We start from the raw sequence: 24,347 nt of genomic DNA, 5'->3' as shown, positions 1-24,347 counted from the left end.
GAAAATAATTATCAGTTCTATTTTCCTGTGCGTCACAAATTGTTTTTTAGTGCTTTAGTCGGAGGAGTTAATAGTGAATATTCAAAATCAATTTGCAACTAGTTAAGAACTAATCGTTAATTATTTTCATAATCCATTCTTTAGTTCGTTTATTCTGAAGTTTTTAGTTAAATTATTAGATACACCTGTTTTAATTTAGAATACATTTCTACACAATACTAGGAGACACTAGTAATAATTGTTGATGTGCCTTCAATTCTAAACTAGATAAATTAAATGCGATCGTTATTAGTAGATATAGTCTCTAAAAACTATATCTCAGACTGTTGACAAACGCTCGCTTTCTTCGTTGCTTCACCTGTCTGCGGTGCTCATTACCGTCTAGGGTAACTCCGCTCCTCACCAGGCTTCGCGCCTCGAAAGACAAGCGCTTGCAATCAGTCTGAAGATTAGATTTGTTGTACTTTGTCGACACACTGAGATATAGTCTCTAAAAACTATATCTTTTTTATTTTGATGCTTAAGATGAATGTTGAAACAATCAGTAAGGTAAAATAGTAGAATTAACTAGAAATAAATAAAAGCAAAGTAGAATTAATTTCATTCAATAAAATACGAATAATATCATTGACTAAATAATAGATTGAATTTATATTTAATTTTAAATATTCGAACAATTAGGGGTGTTTAGATGGGAAATGCATTAGTGTTTCAGTCAGATTTTGGATTACTAGATGGAGCAGTTAGCGCTATGTATGGTGTTTCTTGTAGTGTAAATCAAGATATAAAGATTTACGACTTGACCCATGATATACCTCAATACAATATTTGGGAAGCTTCTTACCGACTTGTACAAACAATGAATTACTGGCCAGTTGGAACAGTTTTTGTTTCAGTTGTTGATCCAGGTGTTGGATCAGATCGTAGAAGTATAGTGGCTCGTACAAATACGAATCACTTTATTATAACACCTGATAACGGAACTTTAACACATGTTGGCAAAGTATATGGAATAAACCAATTAAGAGTCATTGACGAAGAAATTAATAGACTACCAAATTCAAGTGAATCCTATACTTTCCACGGGAGAGATATATTTGCTTTTACGGGTGCAAGATTAGCTTCTGGAATAATCGACTTCGAAAATATTGGCCCAGAAGTAGATTCAAATTCTTACATAAAATTACCGATTAAAGAATGTCATAGTGAAAACAATTCGATAACGGGAACTATTGATATATTAGATGTACGTTATGGTAGCATTTGGACGAATATCAGTCGATCTGATTTTCTTAAACAAGGCGTTTCCCATGGGGACTTTGTGGAAATACTCATTACATATCAAGGAAGAAAAGTATACAAACAAGCCGTAAAATATGGGAAATCATTTGCTGATGTAGAAATTGGAGAACCAATCTTATATGCGAACAGTCTAGATCAAATGGCAGTTGCTGTTAATCAAGGTTCGTTTACCGATGAATACGGAATTGATACGGGTGTAGAATGGGAAATAACACTTAAAAGTAAGTAGGAAAAACTTGAGTGTTCATAAAAGATTTTTTTCTTCTCAAGTTTTAGTAATTTTACAATAAAATTTTAACTTAGAAGTTTACTGATCTTTAAGTAGGCTTCTTTTTTATGAATTTAATCGGGCATGAACTACAATTTTTGAAATTTTGTTAAGTATTTCACTAAATAATCATTTTTTACACGATTAATTTTCTTCTATTTCGCAAATTCGTAAAATTAACAGTAAAATTTTAGTGAACGTTTTCACAAATTATTCACAGACTATTGTGTTTTACTTTACTATAATTGGCTATAACTTCTAGATAGATGTATAGTTCGATTTTGAAAGCATCTTTACTTGAAGAATTTTTTTAAAGGGGTTTTCATTAAATGAAGGTTTCAAAAATTGTAGCAATTGGCGTAGTAAGTATTTCAACAATTGTAGGGGCGGCAAATACATCTTTTGCAGCTGTTGCGTCTCAAGCAAATTCAAAAGCAGGTGTTACGTTTAAAGAAGGTTCTAGTCCAATAAATCCAGTAGATCCAACAGATCCTACAACTCCATTAGAGCCAACTGATCCTACTAATCCAACAAATCCTCCTACAGGTGAGAGTGGTCCGTTAACTTTAGACTATGTTTCTTCAGTTCAATTTGGATCAAAAGAAATTTCAATTAGTAATGAGGTTTATTCTTCTACATCTAAAAAGCCTTTTATCCAAGTTTCTGATCGCCGAGGTACTGGTGCAGGGTGGAAAGTGACAGCAAAAGCTAGTAGGTTTTCAAATGGTATAAGTGAAACATTGCCAGGAGCGGTTCTTACATTTAAAAATGGATCAGTGGCTACACCAGGTATTGGAACTAGCCCAACGCCTGCTCAAACGATTACTTTAAATACAGATGGATTAACTGAATCATTAGTTGTTACTGCAGAACCAGGTACGGGTCTTGGTACTTGGTTAACAAGATGGTTAGGTCCAAATCCTAATGTTAATGATGGTGCATTAAATAATAATGTTACCTTACAAATTCCTGGTGGCTCAGCAACAATTGGTAATCACGAAGCGGTTGTTACTTGGACTCTAGTTGATGCTCCTGGTGTATAACCAATCTATCGAAATTCTTGGCCTGATAGATATTTTCTATTAGGCTTTTTCTATTTTTTAAATGAAAAATTCTGTATAATTTAGCAATATTGGCCTTATATTTTATATTCTAATACCCACTTTTGTTTGGAAAGGACAATGATTATAAGAGAAATTTTTTTCCTTTTAGGATACATAAAAATACCATATTTTTCATTAATTGTAGGTTTTGTTGTTGCATTGGTTGATCCGTTTTTCATTTTCTCTGCAGATCGTAGAACACTACATGATATAATCGCAAATACAAAAGTCATTGATATTTAAAATAAAAAGAAAGCAAAGAGCTTTCTTTTTATTTTAAAATATTCATCTGGCGTATATGGGCACGTGTTTCTTCAGTACCTAATTCATAAATCATTGCATAAGCTTGTTTTAAAAAATAGTCATAACCTTTGTATAATTCTAGACTTTTTTCTTGACTACTACTTGTAAATGAAGGTAAAAATGCTGCTTGAACACCAGTAGCCTCATCGTAATTGTCTATCTCATGAAAAATTCTTTCGAGTCTATGTTTTTCATCGATTGTAGCATCGATTTCTAACTCATAAGGTGCGTCCCCTTGATTTGGAACGATAGTTTTTGCTTGGACAGATACATAATATCTCCTTTTTTCCATATAGATCTCCCTTTTACGTATTTTTGGTTACAATTTTTATTATCCTCACCGACCAATGCTTTATTCAAAACAATGCTTTATTCAAAACAATGCTTTATTCAAAACAATGCTTTATTCAAAATTAATAATTAGCTTAAATAGAACTTATAAAGGAATTTCAAAAATAATATTGAAATATAAATTTGATATTAAGTTCATTAAAACATGATAAGGGGGGATTTTATGAAAGGTCTATATCGAGAATTTTTTCTTCATTTCGATATAATTGTGATGGGGGCACTTTTTTTAATTGGATTTATTTATAGTATAGGACTTCATTTTTCGTGGTTTACTGTTTTAATTTTTATGATCGGTTTAATCTTTTTTATGTTTAGTGAGTACGTAACTCATCGTTTCTTTTTTCACATAAAGGCACCAAAAAATAAACTATTTCTTAAATTTATGAAAAGAATTCATTATGATCATCATACGTATCCAGATGATTTGAAATTGTTATTTTTACCGATATGGTATAGCATTCCAAATTTAGGTTCACTTTGTATCATTTATTTTTTGATCTTTAGAGATCCGATTCAAACGATTTCATTTGGTTCAGGTTTAGTTTTTATGTTACTAGTGTACGAATGGAAACATTATGTAGCTCACAAGCCAATTAAACCAATAACAAAACTAGGAAGACAGATTAAAAAGCTACATATCCTACATCATTTTAAAAATGAAAATTTTTGGTATGGCGTATCAACACCTATTTTTGATGGGATTTTTGGTACGTTAAAGGATGAGAAGGAAGTAGTAACAAGCAATACCGCTAAAGCTCTTGAAGAAAGAGTGTAAACTGCAAATAAACGTTTTTTGGAAGAATAATGGGTGTTGCAGTATTATTTTTACAATTTAGATGATGAAAGAAAATGCCTAGTGTTTATACTAGGTTTTTTTTGTCGGTTTTAAAGTTTTATATTTTATAAAAATTGAAAAAAGGGCAAATATTTGATTGGAGTGCTTACTATACTGAGAATAAGGGGGGATGATTGTGTCATTGGATCGTACTCATTTTGATAATGTTTATAGACAGATAATAGAAGTGAGAAATGTAAATGACTAAACTTAATTACAAAAAAATAATGCTGTTAGGATTTGGATTTTTTGCAATCAGTCTTACTTGGTCAGTCTATAATGCTTTTATGCCAAAACTTTTAAGTGATTATTTAAAGTCATCTGCTTTGATCGGATTTATTATGACGTTCGATAATTATTTTGCATTATTTTTGCAACCAGCAGTTGGAATGTATAGTGATCGTTTAGATACACGATTTGGTAGAAGAATGCCATTTTTAATGATTGGAATGCCTCTTGCAGCATTATTTACCTTTCTAATTCCAGTGCATAAAACACTTTTTATGTTAATCTTTTTTGTTGTTTTTATGAATCTAAGTATGAGTATTTTCCGTTCTCCAGTAATTGCACTTATGCCTGATTTAACAAGAGTTGAACAAAGAAGCAAGGCGAATAGCGTTATTAATTTTATGGGGGGAATTGGTGCTTTAATTGCATTCTTTGTTGGTTCAATTTTGTGGGATCTAAATAAAGGATATCCTTTTTACTTGGCAGGATTTTTAATGTTATTTAGTTTTTTCATTCTTTTTTTCTTTATTAGGGAAAAAAGAGATGTTCTCAATTATGAGCGGGCAGAAGAAAAGGTACAATTAAGAGAAGGTTTTCGTTCAGCTATTCAGAATAAAAGCTCATTATTTCTATTATTAGCTATTCTTAGTTGGTTCACGGGATTTAATGGAATTGAAACCTTTTTTACACGTTATGGAGAAGTTTATTTAGGGGTAAAGGTTAGTGCTGCGGCATTTTCATTTGCCTTCATATCATTAGCTTTTTTAATTTTTGCAATTCCAGCCGGATTCATTGGGACAAAAATAGGTAAGAAACGCAGTGTATTAATAGGGATATTTGGGATTATGGTTGGATTTATTGTTTTATTTTTCTTAAAGGATTTATTTTACATTCGTTTAGTCTTTTTGATGATGGGATGTTTGTGGGCATTAGTAAACATTAATTCCTATCCATTCTTAGCTGAGATGGCACCGATTGGTTTTATTGGAACTTATACAGGTTTATATTATTTGTTTTCATCGATTGCTAATATTATATCACCACCTTTATTAGGTGGAATTATTGATCTCATTGGATTCAAGTTTATGTTCTTGTATGGTTTTTTCTTTATTACAATTTCTTTCTTTATGATGCTTAAAGTACATGACAATCATAAAACAGGCGAAAAAAATTCAAATGCATCGATCTAAATAGGATGCTTTGGATTTTTTTTACTGATGTATTAAATTTTATGCTTTGTATCACATAATTAAAAATGAAAAAACAAATAATAATCAATGCTGATATTTCAGTGTCTATAAAAGCGTATTTTTTGAAAAAAATAAGTTAGGAGCACTACAAAATGACAACTAATATCAATAAATTGATTGATCATACAGTTTTAAAACCTGAAACAACTAAATCGCAAATTGAAAAATTATGTCAAGAAGCAAAAGAACATAATTTTGCTTCTGTTTGTGTGAATCCGACTTGGGTGAGTTATTGTGCAAGTTTATTAAAGGGATCTGAAGTTTTAGTCTGTACAGTAATTGGATTTCCTTTAGGTGCGAATACGAAAGAAACGAAAGCGTTTGAAACGAAGAATGCAATTGAAAATGGAGCTAAGGAAGTCGATATGGTAATCAATATCGGAGCTTTAAAAGATCAGGACTATGATACTGTTGAACAAGATATAGCAGCTGTTGTTAATGCAGCAAAAGGTAAAGCATTAGTAAAAGTAATTATTGAAACAAGTCTTTTAACGAATGAAGAAAAAGAAATGGCCTCTAAGCTTTCTGTAAAAGCCGGAGCAGATTTCGTTAAAACATCTACAGGATTTTCAACTGGTGGTGCAACTGTAGAGGATGTGGCATTAATGAGAAAAACAGTTGGACCTGATATTGGCGTGAAAGCTTCTGGTGGAGTACGTGATCTAGCAAGCGTAAATGAAATGGTTAAAGCCGGAGCAACTCGAATTGGTACAAGTAATGGTATCACGATTGTCCAAGGAAACGTAGCAACAGAAGGTTATTGATTCCTCTTAATGACGAAAGGGTGTTAAGTTTCAAACTTGACATTTACCTGTTGACCTATCAATAGTTTATGTATTATAATCGTAAAAGACATGTGGAAAAGTGTTTCTTTTTTACAATGTTTTATTGATTGTAAGTGGTAGCTTGGAGGGAGGGAAAAGTAAGATGTCTAAAACAGTCGTTCGTAAAAACGAATCTTTAGAAGATGCTCTTCGTCGTTTTAAACGTTCAGTTTCTAAAACTGGTACGCTACAAGAAGCAAGAAAACGCGAATTTTATGAAAAGCCAAGTGTAAAACGTAAGAAAAAATCAGAGGCAGCGAGAAAACGTAAATTCTAAGAGAGGGTGTTACTATGAGTCTTCTCGAACGTTTGAATTCAGATATGAAACAAGCGATGAAGGAAAAAAACAAAGACAAGTTAGCAGTTATTCGAATGGTGAAAGCGTCATTACAAAATGAAGTCATTAACTTAGGGAATAATGTGACATTGTCAGCTGATCAAGAGTTAACAATTTTAACTCGTGAAGTGAAACAACGTAAAGACTCCCTCCTGGAATTCGAAAAAGCTGGTCGTCAAGACCTTGTGGATAAATTAAAGCAAGAGTTATTGATTCTAAAAGAATACTTGCCTCAACAATTATCTGAAGAGGAACTTCTTGAAATCGTACGTGTTACAATTTCAGAAGTCGGTGCTACATCAAAAGCTGACATGGGGAAAGTAATGAGTGCAGTTATGCCTAAAGTAAAAGGACAAGCTGATGGCTCTTCTGTGAATAAAGCTGTAGCAAGTCTGTTAAAATAAACGTCTATTTATAGACGTTTATTTTTTTGTTTTTTTATTTATAAGGTAAAGAAATCGTTAGTTGTATGCTGGTTCGCTCAATCAAGATCCTGTAGAGAACATATAGTAGTAAAAATCACACCCAAACTGAGAATACCTAAACGTTCTCAGTTTTTTTGTACATTCAAGTAATGGGAAAATTAGTAATATTTTAGTCCATTTTTAACTAGTGTGTGATTTAAATCACATACAAAGTAAATGTTATTCGCTATGATGAATTTAGAAAAACAATTCATTCATTAAACGTTACTTAAAAGGGAGAGATGAGTAATGACACCGTTTGGAGATTTACACAATGATTTCGGTGGAATAGCATTTGCTTTAGGTTGGTTAATAATGGTCGTACCATTCGCATTTTCATTAATCTTTATTACTAGAGAGATGGTAATAGGTGACGAAGAACGACTAGAAGATGAGATTAAGCAAGGGGTTCATGATTATGCTAGATCTTATAAAAAAACGATTAAAACTGAAACAAAAACAAATAATTCATCACAAATGGAAACTCCAATGGCTAAAAAGCCGTTATTTATAAAGTTGGCAGGTTTGATTGTGAGTGTTCTCATCACTTATGTTACAGTCAAAGGAATAGTTGGTGATGGGGGTCGTGATCTAACTTCAATTGGTCTTGTGTTAATGTGGAGTCTTTTCTTTCTTACACAAGGAGTTCTATGGTGGGTTGTCACTTCACAAGGAAAACAAGATTTTTATCAAGATGTTACAAATCAAAGAAGAATGTAAATAAACTTAAACCGAGAATAGTTTTGTTCTCGGTTTTTTTTATTCATGTTTTCACCATCTTTTATAAACCAATATTCATCTTAAATTTCCTTTACCTTTTTCTTTTTGTATCATACCTTTTCAAAATTCATCATAAATATGATATGAAAGGGGGAGGAGTCTATCTTGAAAAGATTAGCGCATAATTTAAAAACATGGATGTCAAGTAAGATGGACTTACCACCAGATGTACTATTAGAATTGCCACGTATTACGATGTTAGGTCAACTACATATTTATATTGAAAACCATAGAGGGTTACTTGTGTATTCAGATAATGAATTGCGTTTGTTAATGAAGCAGGGGCAGTTATTGATTAAGGGGAAAGATTTTATTTTGAAGACAATGTTACCTGAGGAGATTTTATTGGAAGGCGAAATTGAGCATGTGTATTTTATTAATGAATAGCATCTAGAACTTACACCATGATCAGTCTAATGAACATGGGGGATTAGGATGAAAAACGAATGGACTTCAAATCTTACGGGGATGGTTCAAGTTAAAGTAATTGGGCTTGGACCAGAACGTTTTTTAAATGAATGTATGCGAAAAGGGATACCACTTCGCGATGTGAGGAAAAGTGGAACAAATTCAATTACGTTTACAATTGAATTGAAAGATTATAGACGAATTAAGAATATTCCTCGAAAAAAAGAATATAAAGTTTATTTTATTGGCCGGAAGGGACTACCTTTTGAAGTTAAGCGAGCATGGAAGTATTTTGGATTTGTTGTTGGTGTTGTTGGCTTTTTGGTTGTATTATTTTTACTATCAAATATGGTTTGGCGAATTGATATAAAAGGTGCTTCACCTGATGTGGAATATAAACTTCGGAAAGATTTAACTGCGATGGGTGTTAAGACTGGTGCATCTCAATTTGCTTTACCAAAAATGCAAACGATCCAAAAAAAGCTTCAAGATGAGAATCCAACATTAACTTGGATTGGTGTACAATTAAATGGGACTACCTTTCATTTTGAGGTAGTAGAAAAACATATTCCTAAGCCTGAGAAAACGCTACGACCACGTCATATTATTGCAAGTGAAGAAGCTGTTATTTCAAGCCTGTTTGTTGAAAAAGGGAAGCCTCTTGTAGTGAAGAATGACTTTGTGAAAAAAGGTCAAATATTAGTATCTGGAATTATTGGTACTGAAGATCATCCTATTTTAGTCCCAGCAGTCGGCAAAATTATGGGTGAAGTTTGGAGAGAGGAAATTATTAGTGTCCCTTTAGATACTCCGTTTACAGTACTTACAGGAGAGAGAAAAACTAGATATTATATTGGAACGAAGGAAAATAAAATAAAATTTTGGGGTTTTGATAAGAATAAATATAAGTCTTTTGAAAATGAAACTAGTTCGTATCAATTTAAATTTTTAAAATGGAAGTTGCCGATTTTTTTTAGTAAAAAAACAATTCTGGAAAGTGAAAAATATGTTAGAACATACTCTAAAGTACAAGCTGCTCAACTTGGAAAAGAAATTGGTAAGAAGGAATTAATGAAAAAGTTAAGTCCAGATGCCAAGATTTTACAAGAAAAAGTTTTGCACGAGTCAATAGACAATGGTAAAGTTAATTTAAGAATGTATTATAAAGTTTTAGAAGATATCACTAAAACGAAAACTATTGTTCAAGGGGACTGAGTAATGCCAGAACAACTACTAACGATTAATCAACAACTAGAGGATCCAAACGAAGCAATTGCCTTATTTGGTACAAACGATAAGCATCTAGAAATAATTGAAAATTTGCTTGATGTTAAGATTGTGTCACGTGGTCAATCTGTACAAGTTTCAGGTACGAATGAAGATGTGAAAACTGTTGAGCAAATCATTCAAGCTCTTTTAGAGGTTATTCGAAATGGAGTGAGTATTACACCAAGGGATGTTACATACTCAATTCAGATGGCTAAAGAAGGAAGACTGTCATCATTTGCAAGATTGTATGACGAAGAAATTATAAAGAATCAAAAAGGAAAACCGATTCGGGTTAAGACTTTTGGACAAAGACATTATCTTCGTGCAATCCAATCAAATGATTTAGTATTTGGAATTGGGCCTGCTGGTACAGGTAAAACATATCTTGCAGTTGTCATGGCTGTTCAAGCATTAAAAAATAATAAAGTAAGTAAAATTATTTTAACAAGACCTGCTGTGGAAGCTGGCGAAAGTTTAGGATTTTTACCAGGAGATTTAAAGGAAAAGGTTGACCCATATTTAAGACCATTGTATGATGCTCTACACGATGTTTTAGGACAAGAGCATACTTTGCGTTTAATCGAAAGAGGAACAATTGAAATTGCACCTTTAGCTTATATGAGGGGACGTACTTTAGAAGATGCCTTTGTCATTTTGGATGAAGCTCAAAATACGACAATGGCTCAAATGAAGATGTTTTTGACTCGTTTAGGATTTGGCTCTAAAATGGTTATTACAGGTGACCCTTCTCAAATTGATTTACCTAAAGGAGTAAAGTCGGGTTTAATATCAGCTCAAAATACATTAAAAGGTGTTGAGGGTATTGGTATGACAATTTTGGAACAAACCGACGTAGTTCGTCATCCACTAGTACAAAAGATTATTCAAGCTTATGATTTAGCAAAAGAATGATTCGTAGTGACCCTACATTGATAGGGTCATTTCGTATTTTTATGATGAGGTGCATTTCTAGAAAGGGGAAACAATGAATAGTTTGCAAACTTTAATTCAACGTTTTAAAAATCAGACTCTTGTCATATTGCTATGTACCATTGCATTTTGCTTATTAAGTTTTCTTCTTTTAGTTAGTCATGTTAGACCGGTAAAATACGACATTCAGCTATTATCAATTGCTGATGATAATATTTATTCACCTATCACGATTGAGGATAAAGGAGCAACGGCAAAAAAACGACTAGAAGCAGCAGCAAGAGTTGAGGATGTATATAAATATGAGGAAAGCTATACTCAAAAACGCATAGACATAGTAAATTCAATTTTTGATATTGTAACTGAAGTGAAAAATGAAAATGCAAAGAGCGATCATCCTAAAGGACAAGCATTAATTGATAAAGAAACAGAGGAAGTTAAGAAAAAACTGCCTGATGATATTCGTAAAAACTTAGAAGATAGTGTCTTTAGTACGTTAGTAAAATCGTCAGAAGAGCAGCTAAATATTTCTAAAGCCTCGTTAAATACAGCTATTAACAATGTAATGTCTGAGGAAATTACGACAAACCAAATCGAAGAATCTCGTGGGAAGCTTAGAAATGAATTATCATATGTAAGCGTTAATCCTTCACTTAAGGATGCGATGATCTCAATTGGTGAATTTGCGATTGTTCCAAACTACTTTTTTGATGCTGAGGAGACAAAAGAGAGAAAACGTCTAGAAAGTGAAAGTGTAGATAGTGTTTATATTTTACAAGGACAAGTCTTAGTAAAAGCTGGAGAAACAATTACAAAGGAAAAATATGATCAATTAAAATTAGTTGGGTTAATAAAAAACAAACAGTCCATCCAACCGTATATAGGATTAATTTTATTAATTGGCGTGTTGGCGTACTTCGTATTGAAACAAACGGCAACCTTAAAAGAAAAAGGGAATATATACATTGTTACATACTATAGTATTGTAATCTTTACAATTTTAATCTTAAAGATTGTAAGCTTGTTTCAAAAGGTGGAGTTTTCAGGGCTTGTTTATGTCGCTCCAGTTGCGATTGGGACTTTATTGATAAAGTTCTTATTAGGTAATCGATATTTAATGATTTCGTCTATTATTTTCTCTATTTGCGGCAGTTTAATGTTTAATGAAGATGTAAATGGGGCGATTAATTATTCAACTGGAATCTATATTTTATTTAGTTCAATCGCCGTTTTATTTTTAAATGAGGTAAAAAATAAGCGTTCAATGATTCTTCATGCAGGATTATTAATTTCGCTTGTTAATATTGCTACTCTGTTTTCATTGATCTTGATTCGTAATGGTCAATATTCTTCAGTAGAAATCGGGATTTATTTATTAATGGGACTTACTTCAGGCGTTTTATCTAGTGTCATTACGATGGGGATTTTACCTTTTGTAGAAGATTCATTTGGCATGGTGTCTTCGTTTAAGCTAGTTGAGTTAGGTAGTCCGAATCATCCTTTATTAAGAAAGATTTTATTAGAAGCTCCAGGTACATACCATCATAGTATAATGGTTGCAAATTTAGCTGAAGGCGCTTGTGAAGCGATTGGAGCAAATGGTTTGTTAGCTAGAGTAGGAGCATATTATCATGATATAGGCAAAACAAATAATCCAGGATTCTTTATTGAAAATCAAATGGGTGGTCATAATCCTCATGATCGTATTAAACCGATTCAAAGTAAAGATATTATTTTAAGACATGTAAGTGATGGGGTAAACATACTAAAAAAATATAATATGCCAAAAGATATTATTGATATTGCAGCGGAGCATCATGGTACAACTTTATTAAAGTATTTTTATTATAAGGAAAAAGAGACGAATCCTGATGTGAAGGAAAGTGATTTTAGATATCCAGGCCCAAAAGCTCATTCAAAGGAATCGGCTATCGTAGGAATTGCTGATAGTGTAGAAGCTGCAGTTCGTTCGTTAAAAGATCCTGATATGGAAAAAATCGAGGTATTAGTTTCTTCCATAATCAATGATCGTTTGAATGATGGTCAGTTTGCAATGTGTGAATTAAATTTAAAAGAATTATATATTGTTGAAAAATCATTATGTGAGACATTAAAAGGAACTTTCCATTCTAGAATACAATATCCAGATGAAAGATAAGGTGAGATAATGGTTCAATTAGAAATTGATTTTATAGATGAAACAAATGAAGTGACGAAAGAACAGCAATCTGATATAAAGGGTTTGCTCGAATGTGCACTTGAATATGAAGGTGTAACGGGTGAAGTTGAAATTGCCGTTTCATTTGTAGATGATGAAAGAATTCATGAAATTAACAAAGAATATCGAGAGAAGGATCGTGCTACTGATGTTATTTCTTTTCCTATGGAAGAATTAGGAGAAGGAGAAATTGAAATCATTGGAGTTGACTTACCTCGTACTTTAGGCGATATTGTCATTTCGATTCCTACTACAAAGAGACAAGCTGAGGAGTATGGTCATTCGTTCCGTCGTGAATTAGGTTTTTTAGCAGTTCATGGATGTTTACATTTACTTGGTTATGATCATATGAATGAAGCTGATGAGAAAGTGATGTTTACAAAACAAAAGGAAATATTAGAAAAATATGGCCTTGAAAGACTCTAAAAAAAGGGCGCCATTATATAAATCTTTTGGTTTTGCATTTAGTGGAATTTTTAAAGTCATTAAGGATGAAAGAAATATAAAAATCCACTTATTTGCAGCACTCCTTTCAATCGGTCTTGCATTTTATTTACATATTAGTCGAATAGATTGGTTAATCCTTTTGCTTATTATTACAATTGTCATTTCGCTAGAGCTTGTTAATACTTCAATTGAAGCGGTTGTAGATTTAGCATCACCGACTAAACATCCTTTAGCCAAAAAAGCGAAGGATGTAGCTGCAGGTGCGGTGTTAGTTGCTGCGATTGTTTCAATCATTATAGGTGCTTTGCTATTTTTTCCGTATTTTACTATACTACGTTAATAAGACCCCAATTTCGTGTTCGGGCTTATATAGGAGGCTATATAATGGATAAACAACAACTTATTAATGAAGCGATAAAAGCTAGAGAAAACGCATATGTACCATATTCGAAATTTCAAGTTGGTGCAGCTTTGCTTACAAAGGATGGCCAAGTTATTCATGGTTGTAACATTGAAAATGCATCATATGGTCTAACGAATTGTGCAGAACGAACTGCATTATTTAAAGCATATTCAGATGGCATTACAGAGTTTTCAGCAGTGGCAGTTGTCGCTGATACTGAGGGACCTGTTGCACCGTGTGGGGCGTGCCGTCAAGTTTTATTTGAACTAAGTGGTCCAGATACAGTCGTCTATTTATCAAACTTAAATGGAGTAATAAAAGAAACAACAGTAAAAGAATTATTGCCAGGAGCATTTACATCGGAGGATTTGAATGAATAAAGAAAGTTATAAATCAGGTTTTGTCTCAATTATAGGTAGACCAAATGTAGGGAAGAGTACATTCTTAAATCGAGTAATTGGTCAAAAAATAGCTATAATGAGTGATAAACCTCAAACAACTCGTAATAAAATTCAAGGCGTTTTTACAGAAGATGATGCACAAATTGTCTTTATTGACACGCCAGGAATCCATAAACCAAAACATAAACTTGGTGATTTTATGGTAAAGGTAGCTCAAGAATCAATTAAAGATGTTGACGCTACGTTATTTATGGTAAATGCCAATGAAGGATTTGGTCGTGGGGATGAATTTATTATTGAGAAGCTGCAAGGTAGTCGTAGTCCAGTTATTTTAGTCATTAATAAAATTGATACAATTCATCCTGATCAATTATTTGATTTAATTAATAAATACAAAGATTTATTCAAATTTGCTGAAATTGTTCCAATCTCAGCATTACAAGGGAATAATGTTGATCGTTTATTAAAAGTAATTAAAAGTTATTTACCAGAAGGTCCACAATATTATCCTGCAAATCAAGTAACAGATCATCCTGAAAGATTTATCATTTCAGAATTAATAAGAGAAAAAGTATTGCATTTGACTAGAGAAGAGGTTCCCCATTCAATTGCTGTTATTATTGAGCAAATTGAAAGAAGACCAGAAGGAAATGCAATATACGTCAATGCAACTATTGTCGTTGAACGATCTTCCCAAAAAGGAATTATTATCGGTAAGCAAGGTAGCATGTTAAAAGAGGTTGGCAAGCGTGCTAGATTAGATATAGAAAACTTACTTGATACAAAAGTATTCTTAGAGTTGTGGGTTAAGGTTCAAAAAGATTGGCGAAATCGTATGTCTCAATTAAGAGATTTAGGTTTCCGTGAAGATGAGTATTAATAGGCAAAATTTAAGGGATTGGGTAAAGTATTAGAGGGCTAGAATATGACCGTTTGTTCAAGACCCAAAAACATAGTTCTTGTAATTTTGCAAGCATTTTATTTGTAATTTTAATAAATTTTATACACATGAAAATCGGGAGAGAAGGTCACATTATAAGTAAGCAGGGAAAGTAATTGGCTATAGGTAATGAGCAATGAGTTGTAGCTATTCTTGAAAGGTGGTTTCTCAATGTTGAATTTTACCTGGGATGTCTTTTCTAAAACTGGAAATGTTGAGACATATTTATTGTTTAAACAGCTTGAACAGGAACATGTGGATCAGAAAAGTTACATTGATGAAGAAATAGCTGATATTGATTCCCTACATACTTAACCTTCATCCAATTGGATGGTGAGTTAATTGTTACAGCGTGTAGAAGGAATTGTATTACGAGCTAACGCTTATGGAGAATCAAATGTTATTATTACTCTCTTAACAAGAGAATTAGGTAAGATAGGAGTTGTGGCAAGAGGAGCAAAGAAGACAAATAGTCGACTTGCTTCTGTTACACAACTCTTTACATATGGGTCGTTTTTAATTCAAAAAGGGTCTGGTCTTGGTACATTAAGTCAGGGAGAACTAATTGATTCATTTCGTGAATTAAGAAGTGATTTAGTTGCCACTGCATATGCATCAATTATTGTAGAGTTGACTGATAAAGCGGTTGAAGAGAAAAAAAATAATCCGTATTTATTTGAATTGCTCCTTCAATTACTTCAGCACATGAATGAAGGTTCTGACGCTGAAGTTTTGACTTATTTATTTATGACGAAAATGATACCTGTATTAGGATACCACCCATTTTTTGATCAATGTATAAATTGTAAATGCAGTGCGAATGAAAATATTTTTGTAGCTTTTTCTGTTAGAGAAGGTGGGTTTTTATGTCAGCGTTGTAAACATACTGATCCATATGCATTTTCAGTCACTGAAAAGTCGGTTAAGTTAATGAGGTTATTTTATCATTTTGATGTAAATCGGCTTGGTAAAATTGAGGTTAGTGATGCAACAAAGAAAAACTTACAACAAATTTTATTTTCTTTTTATGATGAATATAGTGGGATCTATTTAAAGTCACGAAAATTTTTAGAGCAATTAAAAAACATGGAAAATTTTCTGAAAACTAATAAAAATTCAGAAACCTAAGGAAGGAAATAGGCTACCTATTTCCTTCTTTCTTTTTTAAATTGTAAAAATAGTATATAATATTTATTAGAGAGTATAACATATTGGATAGTTAGGGGTGAGGGAAATCGAACTGACAAAAAGACAAACTCAAATTCTTGAAATTGTAAAAAATAATGGACCAATTACAGGTGAACATATAGCAGATAAGCTAGCACTTACTAGAGCTACGCTTCGCCCGGATTTAGCTATTCTTACAATGACTGGTTTTTTAGAGGCAAGACCGCGAGTAGGATATTATTACACAGGAAGAACAAGTGGTGCACAAGTCATTGACAGAATTAAAAAATTGACCGTAAAGGAATTTCAGGCGATTCCTGTTGTCGTAGATCGAAGTTCATCAGTGTATGATGCGATTGTTACAATGTTTCTTGAGGATGTAGGAACATTATTTGTTGTTGATCAAAATTCGGTTTTAACTGGAGTACTTTCGAGAAAAGATTTACTCCGTGCAAGTATAGGGAATAAAGATTTGCATACATTACCGGTAGATATTATTATGACGAGGATGCCAAACATTACAATTTGCTATAAAGATGATACAATTTATAATGTAGCTAAGAGTTTAATTGAAAAACAAATTGATGCTGTCCCTGTTGTTCGTGAAAGTGAGCATGGACTTGAGGTTATTGGTCGATTTACAAAAACAAATTTTACTCGTGCGATTGTAGACTTAATGAACAATGATATGTTTTAGTAAAGTTAAGAGGTGAACATATGGGCAATTCAATCGTTTATGTTGTATCAGATTCTGTTGGTGAAACAGCAGAGCATGTCGTAAAGGCAGCTATTAGTCAATTTCATGAAAAATTCGAGATTAGACGTGTACCATACGTTGAAGATAATGCAACATTAATTGAAATAGTTCAAGTAGCAAAAGAAAATAATGGTATTATTGTATTTACATTAGTAAAACCTGATATGAGAAAGAAATTATTAGAAGAAGCCAAAGGTGCAGGCGTTATCGTATACGACTTAATCGGTCCATTAATCGATAAAATTTCAACGATTCATAAACTTGAGCCTAGAAATGAACCTGGAGTTGTTCGGAAATTAGACGAAGATTATTTCCAACGTATAGAGGCAATTGAATTTGCTGTTAAATATGATGATGGAAGAGATCCAAGAGGTATAGAAAAAGCTGATATCGTCTTAATTGGAGTATCTAGAACATCTAAAACTCCTTTATCACAATATCTTGCGCATAAAGGATTTAAAGTTGCCAATGTGCCTTTAGTTCCAGAAGTAGATCCACCAGAACAACTACTTAAGGTTCCGAAAGAAAAGTGTATTGGGCTAATGATTTCTCCTGAAAAGTTAAACCATATTCGAAAAGAACGTCTAATTTCATTAGGACTTCATGACGGGGCTAGTTATGCTAATATTAAAAGGATTGAAGATGAACTAAAACATTTCAATGATGTTGTGAACCAAATTGGTTGCAAAGTTGTAGATGTTTCAAGTAAGGCAGTAGAAGAATCCGCTAATGTAATATTAAATTATTATTATCAAAGTAAGCAGATAAGATAATTAAAAATGATGAACGATTTTTATTTAGCTGACACATTAGAGTAATCTAATGTGTTTTCAACTTTTCTAATAAAACTTTTCATTAAATTAGTTCGCAAATAAAAGTTGAAATTCTTTAGTACTTATTGCTAGATTTCCTATTTAAAATAGATTATAATAAAAAATTGTATGAAATGAACTAATAATAGGTTTAACTTTTTATACTTACGAATAAACTATGAATATGTGCTTCCTAGTTTATTGAAAGATGGAAATAAAACTACATAAATCGATACATGTTTTGAAGGAATTACAAAAGACGTGTAGAAATTAATCATAAGCGATAAATAAATGGGTTAATGAAAACCAGAACTAGCAGTTGAATGCAATGCTTATGTACTACTGTTTAGACTTCTTTTTAGATAAAATGATTAATTCATATATAAATAACGAAAATAAACTTAAGTTAAAATATATGGAAATATTTTTGTCGAATTATGAAGGAATACAGTGAGTTTTATCGAATAAAATAGTATATGGAGCTGTCAGTATGGGAAACAGAATTCCCGATGAACTTGTCGAACAGGTTCGTCAGTCAGTTGACATAGTTGATGTAGTAAGTGAATATGTTCCTCTGAAAAAACAAGGAAGAAATTATTTTGGACTTTGTCCTTTTCATGGAGAAAGTACACCATCTTTTTCTGTGTCTCCAGAGAAACAAATTTTTCATTGTTTTGGATGCGGTGCTGGAGGAAATGCGATTTCTTTCATTATGCAGCTTGAAGGGCTAAACTTTCAAGAGTCTGTCCATCAGCTTGCAAAAAAGACAAATATCACTTTACCTTCAGATGCAGTTGACACAGTGAAGAATCCACAAGCTACAGAGCAAGGCATTATGCTTGAAGCTCATGAGTTTGTAAAAAAGTACTATCATCATCTATTAGTTAACACAACAGAAGGTAAACAAGCGTTAGAATACCTTCTTAACAGAGGAATTTCTAAAGAGGAAATAAAGCATTTTGAGCTTGGGGTTGCTTTAGATTCTTGGGATGCTGTTACTAAGGTGTTAGAAAAACGTGGCTATCCAATGCCGATCATGGAGAAAGCTGGTTTAGTTATTCGAAGTGAACGTGATGGTAATTACTATGATCGATTTCGAAATCGATTAATCTTTCCAATTCATAACCATCAAGGAAAAATTGTTGCATTCAGCGGAAGAATAATGGGTGAAGGATCACCAAAATATCTAAATAGTCCTGAATCTTCAATTTTCCATAAAGGAAAATTATTATATCAATTTTACCAAGCAAAGAATGTCATGCGAAAGCAAAATCGGGCAATTTTGATGGAAGGTTTTGCAGATGTCATTTCTGCGTTTAGAGCTGGTGTCCATGATGCAGTCGCAACTATGGGAACTTCATTGACAGAGGATCAAGCAAAAGTCTTGAAAACATCTGTTGATCAAATTATTATTTGCTATGATTCAGATCAGGCCGGTATTAACGCAACTGAAAAAGCAGCTAAAATTCTTCAAAAAGAAGGATTTACAATTAAAGTTGCACAAATGCCTGATGGCTTAGATCCAGATGAATATATAAGAAAATTTGGTCCAGAAAAATTTAATACCTCTATTATTGAAGCTAGTGTATCATTAATGAGTTTTAAAATGCAATATCATCGAAAAGGAAAAAATCTTTTAGATGAAACTGTAAAATTTCAGTATATTAAAGAAATGCTACAGGAAATTGCTAAACTAAGTCAATTGATTGAACAAGATTATTACTTAAATCAACTCTCAAAAGAGTTTTCTATCTCGATTGAAGTACTTAAGAAGGAATTTGGACAATATAGTAATCAGGCAAATCGTATATCTAATGTAACAGAAGTAAAAACTGATATCAAACGCGATATTACAAATAAGACACTTCTACCCGCACATGTTAGAGCTGAACAATTACTTTTAGCTCATATGTTAAATAGCAGGGAAGTAGCTGAAAAAGTAAGACAGCAATATCAGGGTCTATTCTACAATAATGATTATTCCGAGATTATAATCCATCTTTATGCTTATTATGAAGAGGGCAATGAGTCTAATATTAGTAAATTTATGAATTACCTTCCTTCAAAAAGGTTACTTGAAGTAGTTTCAAAAATTGTCAATTTACAGATAGCACCTGAACTAACAGAGCGAGAGTTAAAGGATTATTTAGATGCATTAAACAACTATGATAAACAACAACGTATACGTGAAAAAGAAATAGATCTGAAAAAAGCTGAACGTGAAGGAGATTTTGTAAAAGCTGCAACGATTCTCCAACAAATTACACAGCTAAGATCTAGTATGAAATATGTTAAATGATTCGCGAACTTTTCGAAGGAGGGGAACAGATGGCTGATAAATCGGCTCGTTCTAAAGATACGGAAACAGAAGTAACACTTGATCAAGTAAAAGCATTATTAATTGAAAATAGTAAAAAACGTGGTGTAATTACATATGAAGAAATTGCAGATCGTTTAAATGGATTTGAAATTGATTCAGATCAACTTGAAGAATTTTATGAGCAACTAGGTGAACAAGGTATTGATATTGTTGGTGACGCTGATGACGAACCTAGAGGAGCTCAATTAGAAAAGGAAGAAGAATTTGACTTAAATGATTTAAGTGTTCCTCCTGGAGTAAAAATAAATGACCCAGTACGTATGTACCTAAAAGAAATTGGTCGAGTTGATTTACTTTCTGGACAAGATGAAATCAATTTAGCGAAACGAATTGAAGAAGGCGATGAGGAAGCGAAACGACGTCTAGCGGAAGCGAACTTACGATTAGTAGTTAGTATTGCAAAACGTTACGTAGGACGTGGTATGTTATTCCTAGACCTTATTCAAGAAGGTAATATGGGATTAATCAAAGCCGTTGAAAAGTTTGATTATCGTAAAGGTTATAAATTTAGTACATATGCTACTTGGTGGATTCGTCAAGCGATTACTCGTGCAATTGCTGACCAAGCAAGAACGATCCGTATTCCAGTTCATATGGTGGAAACAATTAATAAATTAATTCGTGTTCAACGTCAATTGCTTCAAGATTTAGGTCGCGAGCCATCTCCTGAAGAAATTGGTGAAGAAATGGATTTACCACCAGAAAAAGTTAGAGAAATCCTTAAAATTGCTCAAGAGCCAGTTTCATTAGAAACACCAATTGGTGAAGAAGATGATTCACACTTAGGTGATTTCATCGAAGATTCTGAAGCAACTTCTCCAGCAGAGCATGCAGCTTATGAAATGCTAAAAGAGCAATTAGAAGATGTTCTTGATACATTAACAGATCGTGAAGAAAATGTTCTACGTTTACGATTTGGTTTAGATGACGGACGCACTCGTACTTTAGAAGAAGTTGGTAAAGTATTTGGGGTTACACGTGAGCGTATTCGTCAAATTGAAGCAAAAGCTCTACGTAAATTACGTCATCCAAGCCGCAGCAAACGTCTAAAAGATTTCTTAGAATAGGATGTTTAAAAAGAGTTTATCCGTAATAGGGTAAACTTTTTTTTCATCTAAAAGAAAATGAAAACGTTTTAATTAGTACATATGTCACAATAAAAAAATGTCAAAATATATCGAATGTCTGTTCTAAATAGACAATTGTAGTGCTATGCTACATACTAGTTAATGCTAAAACGGTTAACTAAAGAGTGATGGAAATCAGATTCTCTTAGAATGAAATTGATCTTTAATGATTTATTCTAAAAAAGAATCAAAGGATAATTTAAGCAAAAATGGTTAATATAAATTATGGAGATGCTAGTAGTAATTCCATCATTTTAAACAATTGGATATCTATTTACTTTATTTTACAGAATTGTCTTTAAATTTGCAAATACTCATTTTCTCTACTTTTTTAATAATTTTTATAATTAGTTCAATACTACTAAATATAAAATAAATTGTTTAAAGACATATTACCTATATCGTAATAGCAATTATTTAATGGAATGGTAGAATCTTTTGCTTTAGTTTTCGTGGGAATGATTAAAATCAAATGAAAAGTAAAATGGTTGAAGAAAGGGTTAAATTGGTTTCTTAAAAAAACTTACTTATTTCATTTATCGAGAGGTGAGTTTATACAAATATAATTTGCATTTATACTATGTAGAATTTACTTCTTAATAGTAGGAAGGTTTATATAATTTTGAAATCGTTTAACAATTTTTAAATTTATCCAATATAATACTTTTTTTATTGTTTTTAATCGTATACAATAATAATGTTATAGTAATTTATATCATTTTTTAAGGGGTTACATAAGGGGGATCATAATGAAACGAAATCCATTAATTCCTTTTGCATTAATTGCAGCATTAGGAATCGCAGTCATGCTAATTATTTCATTAAAAGGTGCTAAGCAAGCTGATGAAATTGCCAATGGTGATAAAAAACAAGAGCAAACAGCTTCTACTAAACCAGATGAAATATACGCTCAAACATGTGTTAGCTGTCATGGTGATCAATTACAAGGGGTTGTAGGACCAAACTTAACTAAAGTAGGTTCAAAATACTCAGAAGATGAAATTAAAGACATTCTTAAAAACGGTAAAGAAGGCGGAATGCCAGCTGGTTTAGTACAAGGACCACAATTGGATGCTGTTGCTAAATGGTTATCTGAGAAAAAATAAGCAAGCATATAAAATGACCTCTTCATTAAGAAGAGGTCATTTTGGTTTCTTTACTACTATAGTGTAAAATGATGTTATGAAAATAAAATGAAATGGTGATTTTTTATGAATGAAGTTAATTTATCAAAGCGTTTAAAAAGAGTATTTGACTACATACCAGAGGGAACTAAATTAGCTGATATTGGTTCAGATCATGCTTATTTACCTTGTTATGCAGTATTAAATAAAAGATGTACCTCAGCAATTGTAGGGGAAATTACTGAAGGTCCATATAATTCAGCACGTTCTACGATTCGTCAAAGTGGGCTAGAAGGTATTGTAGAAGCGAGAATGGGAGACGGGTTAGAGGTTTTAGAACCTAACGAAGTAGATGTCATAACAATAGCTGGAATGGGTGGTTCTTTAATTTCAAGCATATTAGAAAATGGTAAAGAAAAACTTCAAGGTGTTGAAACGTTAATATTACAACCGAATATAGGTGCACATCAAATTAGAAATTGGCTTGATAAAGAAGGATATTCTCTTGTGGAAGAAGATATATTAGAAGAAGATGGAAAAATCTATGAAATTTTAGTAGCTTCTAAATCAAATTTAAATAGTGTATATGGCAAAAAGAAAGAGATGGAGATATTTATAGGTCCTTACTTATTAAGAGACAAAAATGAAGCATTTAAGAAGAAATGGGAGCATGAAAAAAATAATTTTGAAAGAATCTTAACTCAACTTGAATCTGCAAAACAAACAGAGGAATCAGTTCAGAAAATGAAAGAAATCGAACAGAAACTTGAGTGGATAAAAGAGGTGCTTTCATGAAATCGATAAATGGTTTTCAAGTAGTACAGCAATTTGAAGAACTATTCCCTAAGCATTTAGCTGAGGAAGGTGATCCAAATGGTCTTCAAATAGGTACATTATCAAAACAAGTGACAAAGGTATTAATTGCATTAGATGTCACAAAAGAGGTAGTAGAAGAAGCAATTACAATAGGAGCGAACCTAATAATTGCTCATCATCCGATCATTTATCGTCCTCTAAAAAAGATTGATACAGACACTGAACCTGGTAAAATAGTGGAACTTTGTATTAAACATGATATAGCCGTTTTTGCAGCACATACAAATGTTGATATTGCAGAAACTGGTGTGAGTGATTTTTTAGCTGAAGGTTTACAATTGGAAAATACAAGCGTTCTCGCTCCTACGTATGTGGAAAAATTAATTAAATTAGTTGTATTTGTACCGAAATCACATGCAGAAGATGTATTAAATGCAATATGTGAAGCTGGAGCAGGTCATATTGGTCAATACAGTCACTGTAGCTTTAGTTCGAATGGAACAGGGGCATTTATGCCGTTAGAGGGGACAACACCATATATTGGGCAACAAGGTCAATTAGAAAAAGTTGAAGAGGTAAAGCTCGAAACAGTTGTTCCACAATTAAAATTAAAACATGTTCTGAAAGTGATGAAAAAATCTCATCCGTATGAAGAAGTAGCATATGATACATACACTCTAGAAAATGAAGGCAAGTCATTTGGAATTGGAAGAATAGGGAGCCTTAAAGAAGCAATTTCATTAGAAGAATTTGCGCATTATGTAAAAGAAAAATTAGATCTACAAGGTGTAAGAGTGGTAGGGAACTTAAGTGATCGCGTAAAGAAGGTTGCAATTGTAGGTGGAGATGGAAATAAGTTTGCCTATCATGCAAAAAGAAATGGCGCAGATGTTTATTTAAGTGGTGATATCTATTACCACGTGGCACAAGATTGGAAAATGCTAAATTTAAATATAGTGGATGCAGGTCACAATATTGAAAAAGTAATGAAATTAGGTGTTAAACGTCTTTTAGATAATAAATTAAAAGAAAAAAACATGGCTTGTGAAATTATTGCTTCAACAATTCACACGGATCCATTTACATTTATTTAAAAGTTTAAA

The 24,347-nt window shown here is 32.4% G+C and carries 27 protein-coding genes; 26 read left to right on the top strand and 1 reads right to left on the bottom strand.

Features of this window, described 5'->3' with window-relative positions:
* Positions 1-691 precede the first annotated feature (691 nt).
* The 3 genes from ACSBO6_RS14420 (at position 692) to ACSBO6_RS14410 (ending at position 2,916) form a co-directional block, all read left to right on the top strand.
* Entirely contained in the window at positions 692-1,531 is an 840-nt protein-coding gene (locus ACSBO6_RS14420) for an SAM hydrolase/SAM-dependent halogenase family protein (protein WP_098844960.1), read from the top strand.
* Positions 1,532-1,899: 368 nt separating this feature from the next.
* Positions 1,900-2,613, top strand: coding sequence for a WxL domain-containing protein (locus tag ACSBO6_RS14415; protein WP_498843545.1), 714 nt, complete (start codon positions 1,900-1,902; stop codon positions 2,611-2,613).
* A gap of 138 nt (positions 2,614-2,751) precedes the next feature.
* Positions 2,752-2,916 (top strand): RDD family protein, encoded by a 165-nt coding sequence (locus ACSBO6_RS14410; protein ID WP_142339181.1) that lies wholly within the window; start codon positions 2,752-2,754, stop codon positions 2,914-2,916.
* A gap of 28 nt (positions 2,917-2,944) precedes the next feature.
* On the opposite strand, the gene ACSBO6_RS14405 is transcribed toward ACSBO6_RS14410, so the two are convergent.
* Positions 2,945-3,268, bottom strand: a complete 324-nt coding sequence (locus ACSBO6_RS14405) for a hypothetical protein (RefSeq protein WP_098844958.1) — start codon at positions 3,266-3,268, stop codon at positions 2,945-2,947.
* Positions 3,269-3,490: 222 nt separating this feature from the next.
* Between ACSBO6_RS14405 and ACSBO6_RS14400 the strand changes: the two genes are divergently transcribed.
* The 23 genes from ACSBO6_RS14400 to ACSBO6_RS14290 all read left to right on the top strand — a co-directional run bounded on the left by ACSBO6_RS14400 (position 3,491) and on the right by ACSBO6_RS14290 (position 24,338).
* On the top strand, positions 3,491-4,102 hold the full coding sequence (locus tag ACSBO6_RS14400; RefSeq protein ID WP_498843544.1) for a sterol desaturase family protein: 612 nt from the start codon (positions 3,491-3,493) through the stop codon (positions 4,100-4,102).
* A gap of 260 nt (positions 4,103-4,362) precedes the next feature.
* Positions 4,363-5,580, top strand: a complete 1,218-nt coding sequence (locus ACSBO6_RS14395) for an MFS transporter (protein WP_498843543.1) — start codon at positions 4,363-4,365, stop codon at positions 5,578-5,580.
* 152 nt (positions 5,581-5,732) lie between these two features.
* Positions 5,733-6,404: a deoxyribose-phosphate aldolase gene (gene deoC / locus ACSBO6_RS14390; RefSeq protein WP_098844955.1), complete on the top strand. Its 672-nt coding sequence runs from the start codon at positions 5,733-5,735 to the stop codon at positions 6,402-6,404.
* A 163-nt stretch (positions 6,405-6,567) separates the two neighbouring features.
* Entirely contained in the window at positions 6,568-6,741 is a 174-nt protein-coding gene (rpsU, locus tag ACSBO6_RS14385) for a 30S ribosomal protein S21 (RefSeq protein WP_003152957.1), read from the top strand.
* A 14-nt stretch (positions 6,742-6,755) separates the two neighbouring features.
* On the top strand, positions 6,756-7,205 hold the full coding sequence (locus ACSBO6_RS14380; RefSeq protein WP_098844954.1) for a GatB/YqeY domain-containing protein: 450 nt from the start codon (positions 6,756-6,758) through the stop codon (positions 7,203-7,205).
* Between the two features lie 309 nt (positions 7,206-7,514).
* A complete protein-coding gene (locus tag ACSBO6_RS14375) occupies positions 7,515-7,985 on the top strand; it encodes a hypothetical protein (protein ID WP_098844953.1) in 471 nt (156 codons plus the stop codon).
* A 198-nt stretch (positions 7,986-8,183) separates the two neighbouring features.
* Positions 8,184-8,432, top strand: a complete 249-nt coding sequence (gene yqfC, locus ACSBO6_RS14370; RefSeq protein ID WP_091022830.1) for a sporulation protein YqfC — start codon at positions 8,184-8,186, stop codon at positions 8,430-8,432.
* 48 nt (positions 8,433-8,480) lie between these two features.
* Complete coding sequence (gene yqfD, locus ACSBO6_RS14365) at positions 8,481-9,668, top strand: sporulation protein YqfD (RefSeq protein ID WP_098844952.1); 1,188 nt, start codon at positions 8,481-8,483, stop codon at positions 9,666-9,668.
* 3 nt (positions 9,669-9,671) lie between these two features.
* A complete protein-coding gene (locus ACSBO6_RS14360) occupies positions 9,672-10,634 on the top strand; it encodes a PhoH family protein (RefSeq protein ID WP_098844951.1) in 963 nt (320 codons plus the stop codon).
* A 73-nt stretch (positions 10,635-10,707) separates the two neighbouring features.
* Positions 10,708-12,810, top strand: coding sequence for an HD family phosphohydrolase (locus tag ACSBO6_RS14355; RefSeq protein ID WP_498843542.1), 2,103 nt, complete (start codon positions 10,708-10,710; stop codon positions 12,808-12,810).
* A 9-nt stretch (positions 12,811-12,819) separates the two neighbouring features.
* Complete coding sequence (ybeY, locus tag ACSBO6_RS14350) at positions 12,820-13,296, top strand: rRNA maturation RNase YbeY (RefSeq protein ID WP_025671608.1); 477 nt, start codon at positions 12,820-12,822, stop codon at positions 13,294-13,296.
* Positions 13,277-13,657, top strand: a complete 381-nt coding sequence (locus tag ACSBO6_RS14345) for a diacylglycerol kinase family protein (RefSeq protein WP_098844949.1) — start codon at positions 13,277-13,279, stop codon at positions 13,655-13,657. Before ybeY ends, ACSBO6_RS14345 begins: the two co-directional genes overlap by 20 nt.
* A 44-nt stretch (positions 13,658-13,701) precedes the next feature.
* On the top strand, positions 13,702-14,100 hold the full coding sequence (locus ACSBO6_RS14340) for a cytidine deaminase (protein ID WP_098844948.1): 399 nt from the start codon (positions 13,702-13,704) through the stop codon (positions 14,098-14,100).
* A complete protein-coding gene (gene era, locus ACSBO6_RS14335) occupies positions 14,093-15,001 on the top strand; it encodes a GTPase Era (RefSeq protein ID WP_098844947.1) in 909 nt (302 codons plus the stop codon). The genes ACSBO6_RS14340 and era overlap by 8 nt, the downstream gene beginning before the upstream one ends.
* A gap of 231 nt (positions 15,002-15,232) precedes the next feature.
* Positions 15,233-15,376, top strand: a complete 144-nt coding sequence (locus ACSBO6_RS14330; RefSeq protein WP_069034173.1) for a YqzL family protein — start codon at positions 15,233-15,235, stop codon at positions 15,374-15,376.
* A 27-nt stretch (positions 15,377-15,403) separates the two neighbouring features.
* Positions 15,404-16,189 carry a DNA repair protein RecO gene (gene recO, locus ACSBO6_RS14325; RefSeq protein WP_098844946.1) on the top strand — a complete coding sequence of 262 codons (786 nt, stop codon included), beginning with the start codon at positions 15,404-15,406 and terminating at the stop codon, positions 16,187-16,189.
* A gap of 97 nt (positions 16,190-16,286) precedes the next feature.
* Entirely contained in the window at positions 16,287-16,925 is a 639-nt protein-coding gene (gene ccpN / locus ACSBO6_RS14320; RefSeq protein ID WP_098844945.1) for a transcriptional regulator CcpN, read from the top strand.
* Between the two features lie 20 nt (positions 16,926-16,945).
* Positions 16,946-17,758 carry a pyruvate, water dikinase regulatory protein gene (locus ACSBO6_RS14315; protein WP_498843541.1) on the top strand — a complete coding sequence of 271 codons (813 nt, stop codon included), beginning with the start codon at positions 16,946-16,948 and terminating at the stop codon, positions 17,756-17,758.
* 529 nt (positions 17,759-18,287) lie between these two features.
* Positions 18,288-20,096, top strand: a complete 1,809-nt coding sequence (gene dnaG, locus ACSBO6_RS14310; RefSeq protein ID WP_098844943.1) for a DNA primase — start codon at positions 18,288-18,290, stop codon at positions 20,094-20,096.
* Positions 20,097-20,125: 29 nt separating this feature from the next.
* Positions 20,126-21,244 carry an RNA polymerase sigma factor RpoD gene (gene rpoD, locus ACSBO6_RS14305; protein ID WP_087998883.1) on the top strand — a complete coding sequence of 373 codons (1,119 nt, stop codon included), beginning with the start codon at positions 20,126-20,128 and terminating at the stop codon, positions 21,242-21,244.
* Between the two features lie 809 nt (positions 21,245-22,053).
* On the top strand, positions 22,054-22,410 hold the full coding sequence (cccA, locus tag ACSBO6_RS14300) for a cytochrome c550 (protein WP_498843540.1): 357 nt from the start codon (positions 22,054-22,056) through the stop codon (positions 22,408-22,410).
* Positions 22,411-22,515: 105 nt separating this feature from the next.
* Positions 22,516-23,223: a tRNA (adenine(22)-N(1))-methyltransferase gene (locus tag ACSBO6_RS14295; protein WP_498843539.1), complete on the top strand. Its 708-nt coding sequence runs from the start codon at positions 22,516-22,518 to the stop codon at positions 23,221-23,223.
* The gene (locus tag ACSBO6_RS14290) at positions 23,220-24,338 is read left to right on the top strand and encodes a Nif3-like dinuclear metal center hexameric protein (RefSeq protein ID WP_498843538.1); all 1,119 of its coding nucleotides are present in this window, start codon (positions 23,220-23,222) and stop codon (positions 24,336-24,338) included. The genes ACSBO6_RS14295 and ACSBO6_RS14290 overlap by 4 nt, the downstream gene beginning before the upstream one ends.
* The last annotated feature ends 9 nt before the right edge of the window (positions 24,339-24,347 follow it).

This window comes from Bacillus sp. AL-1R, from assembly GCF_052180195.1.
Classification (GTDB): Bacteria; Bacillota; Bacilli; order Bacillales; family Bacillaceae_G; genus Gottfriedia.
The sequence above is the reverse complement of the archived record's forward strand: the minus strand, read 5'-3'. Positions and strand labels throughout refer to the sequence as shown.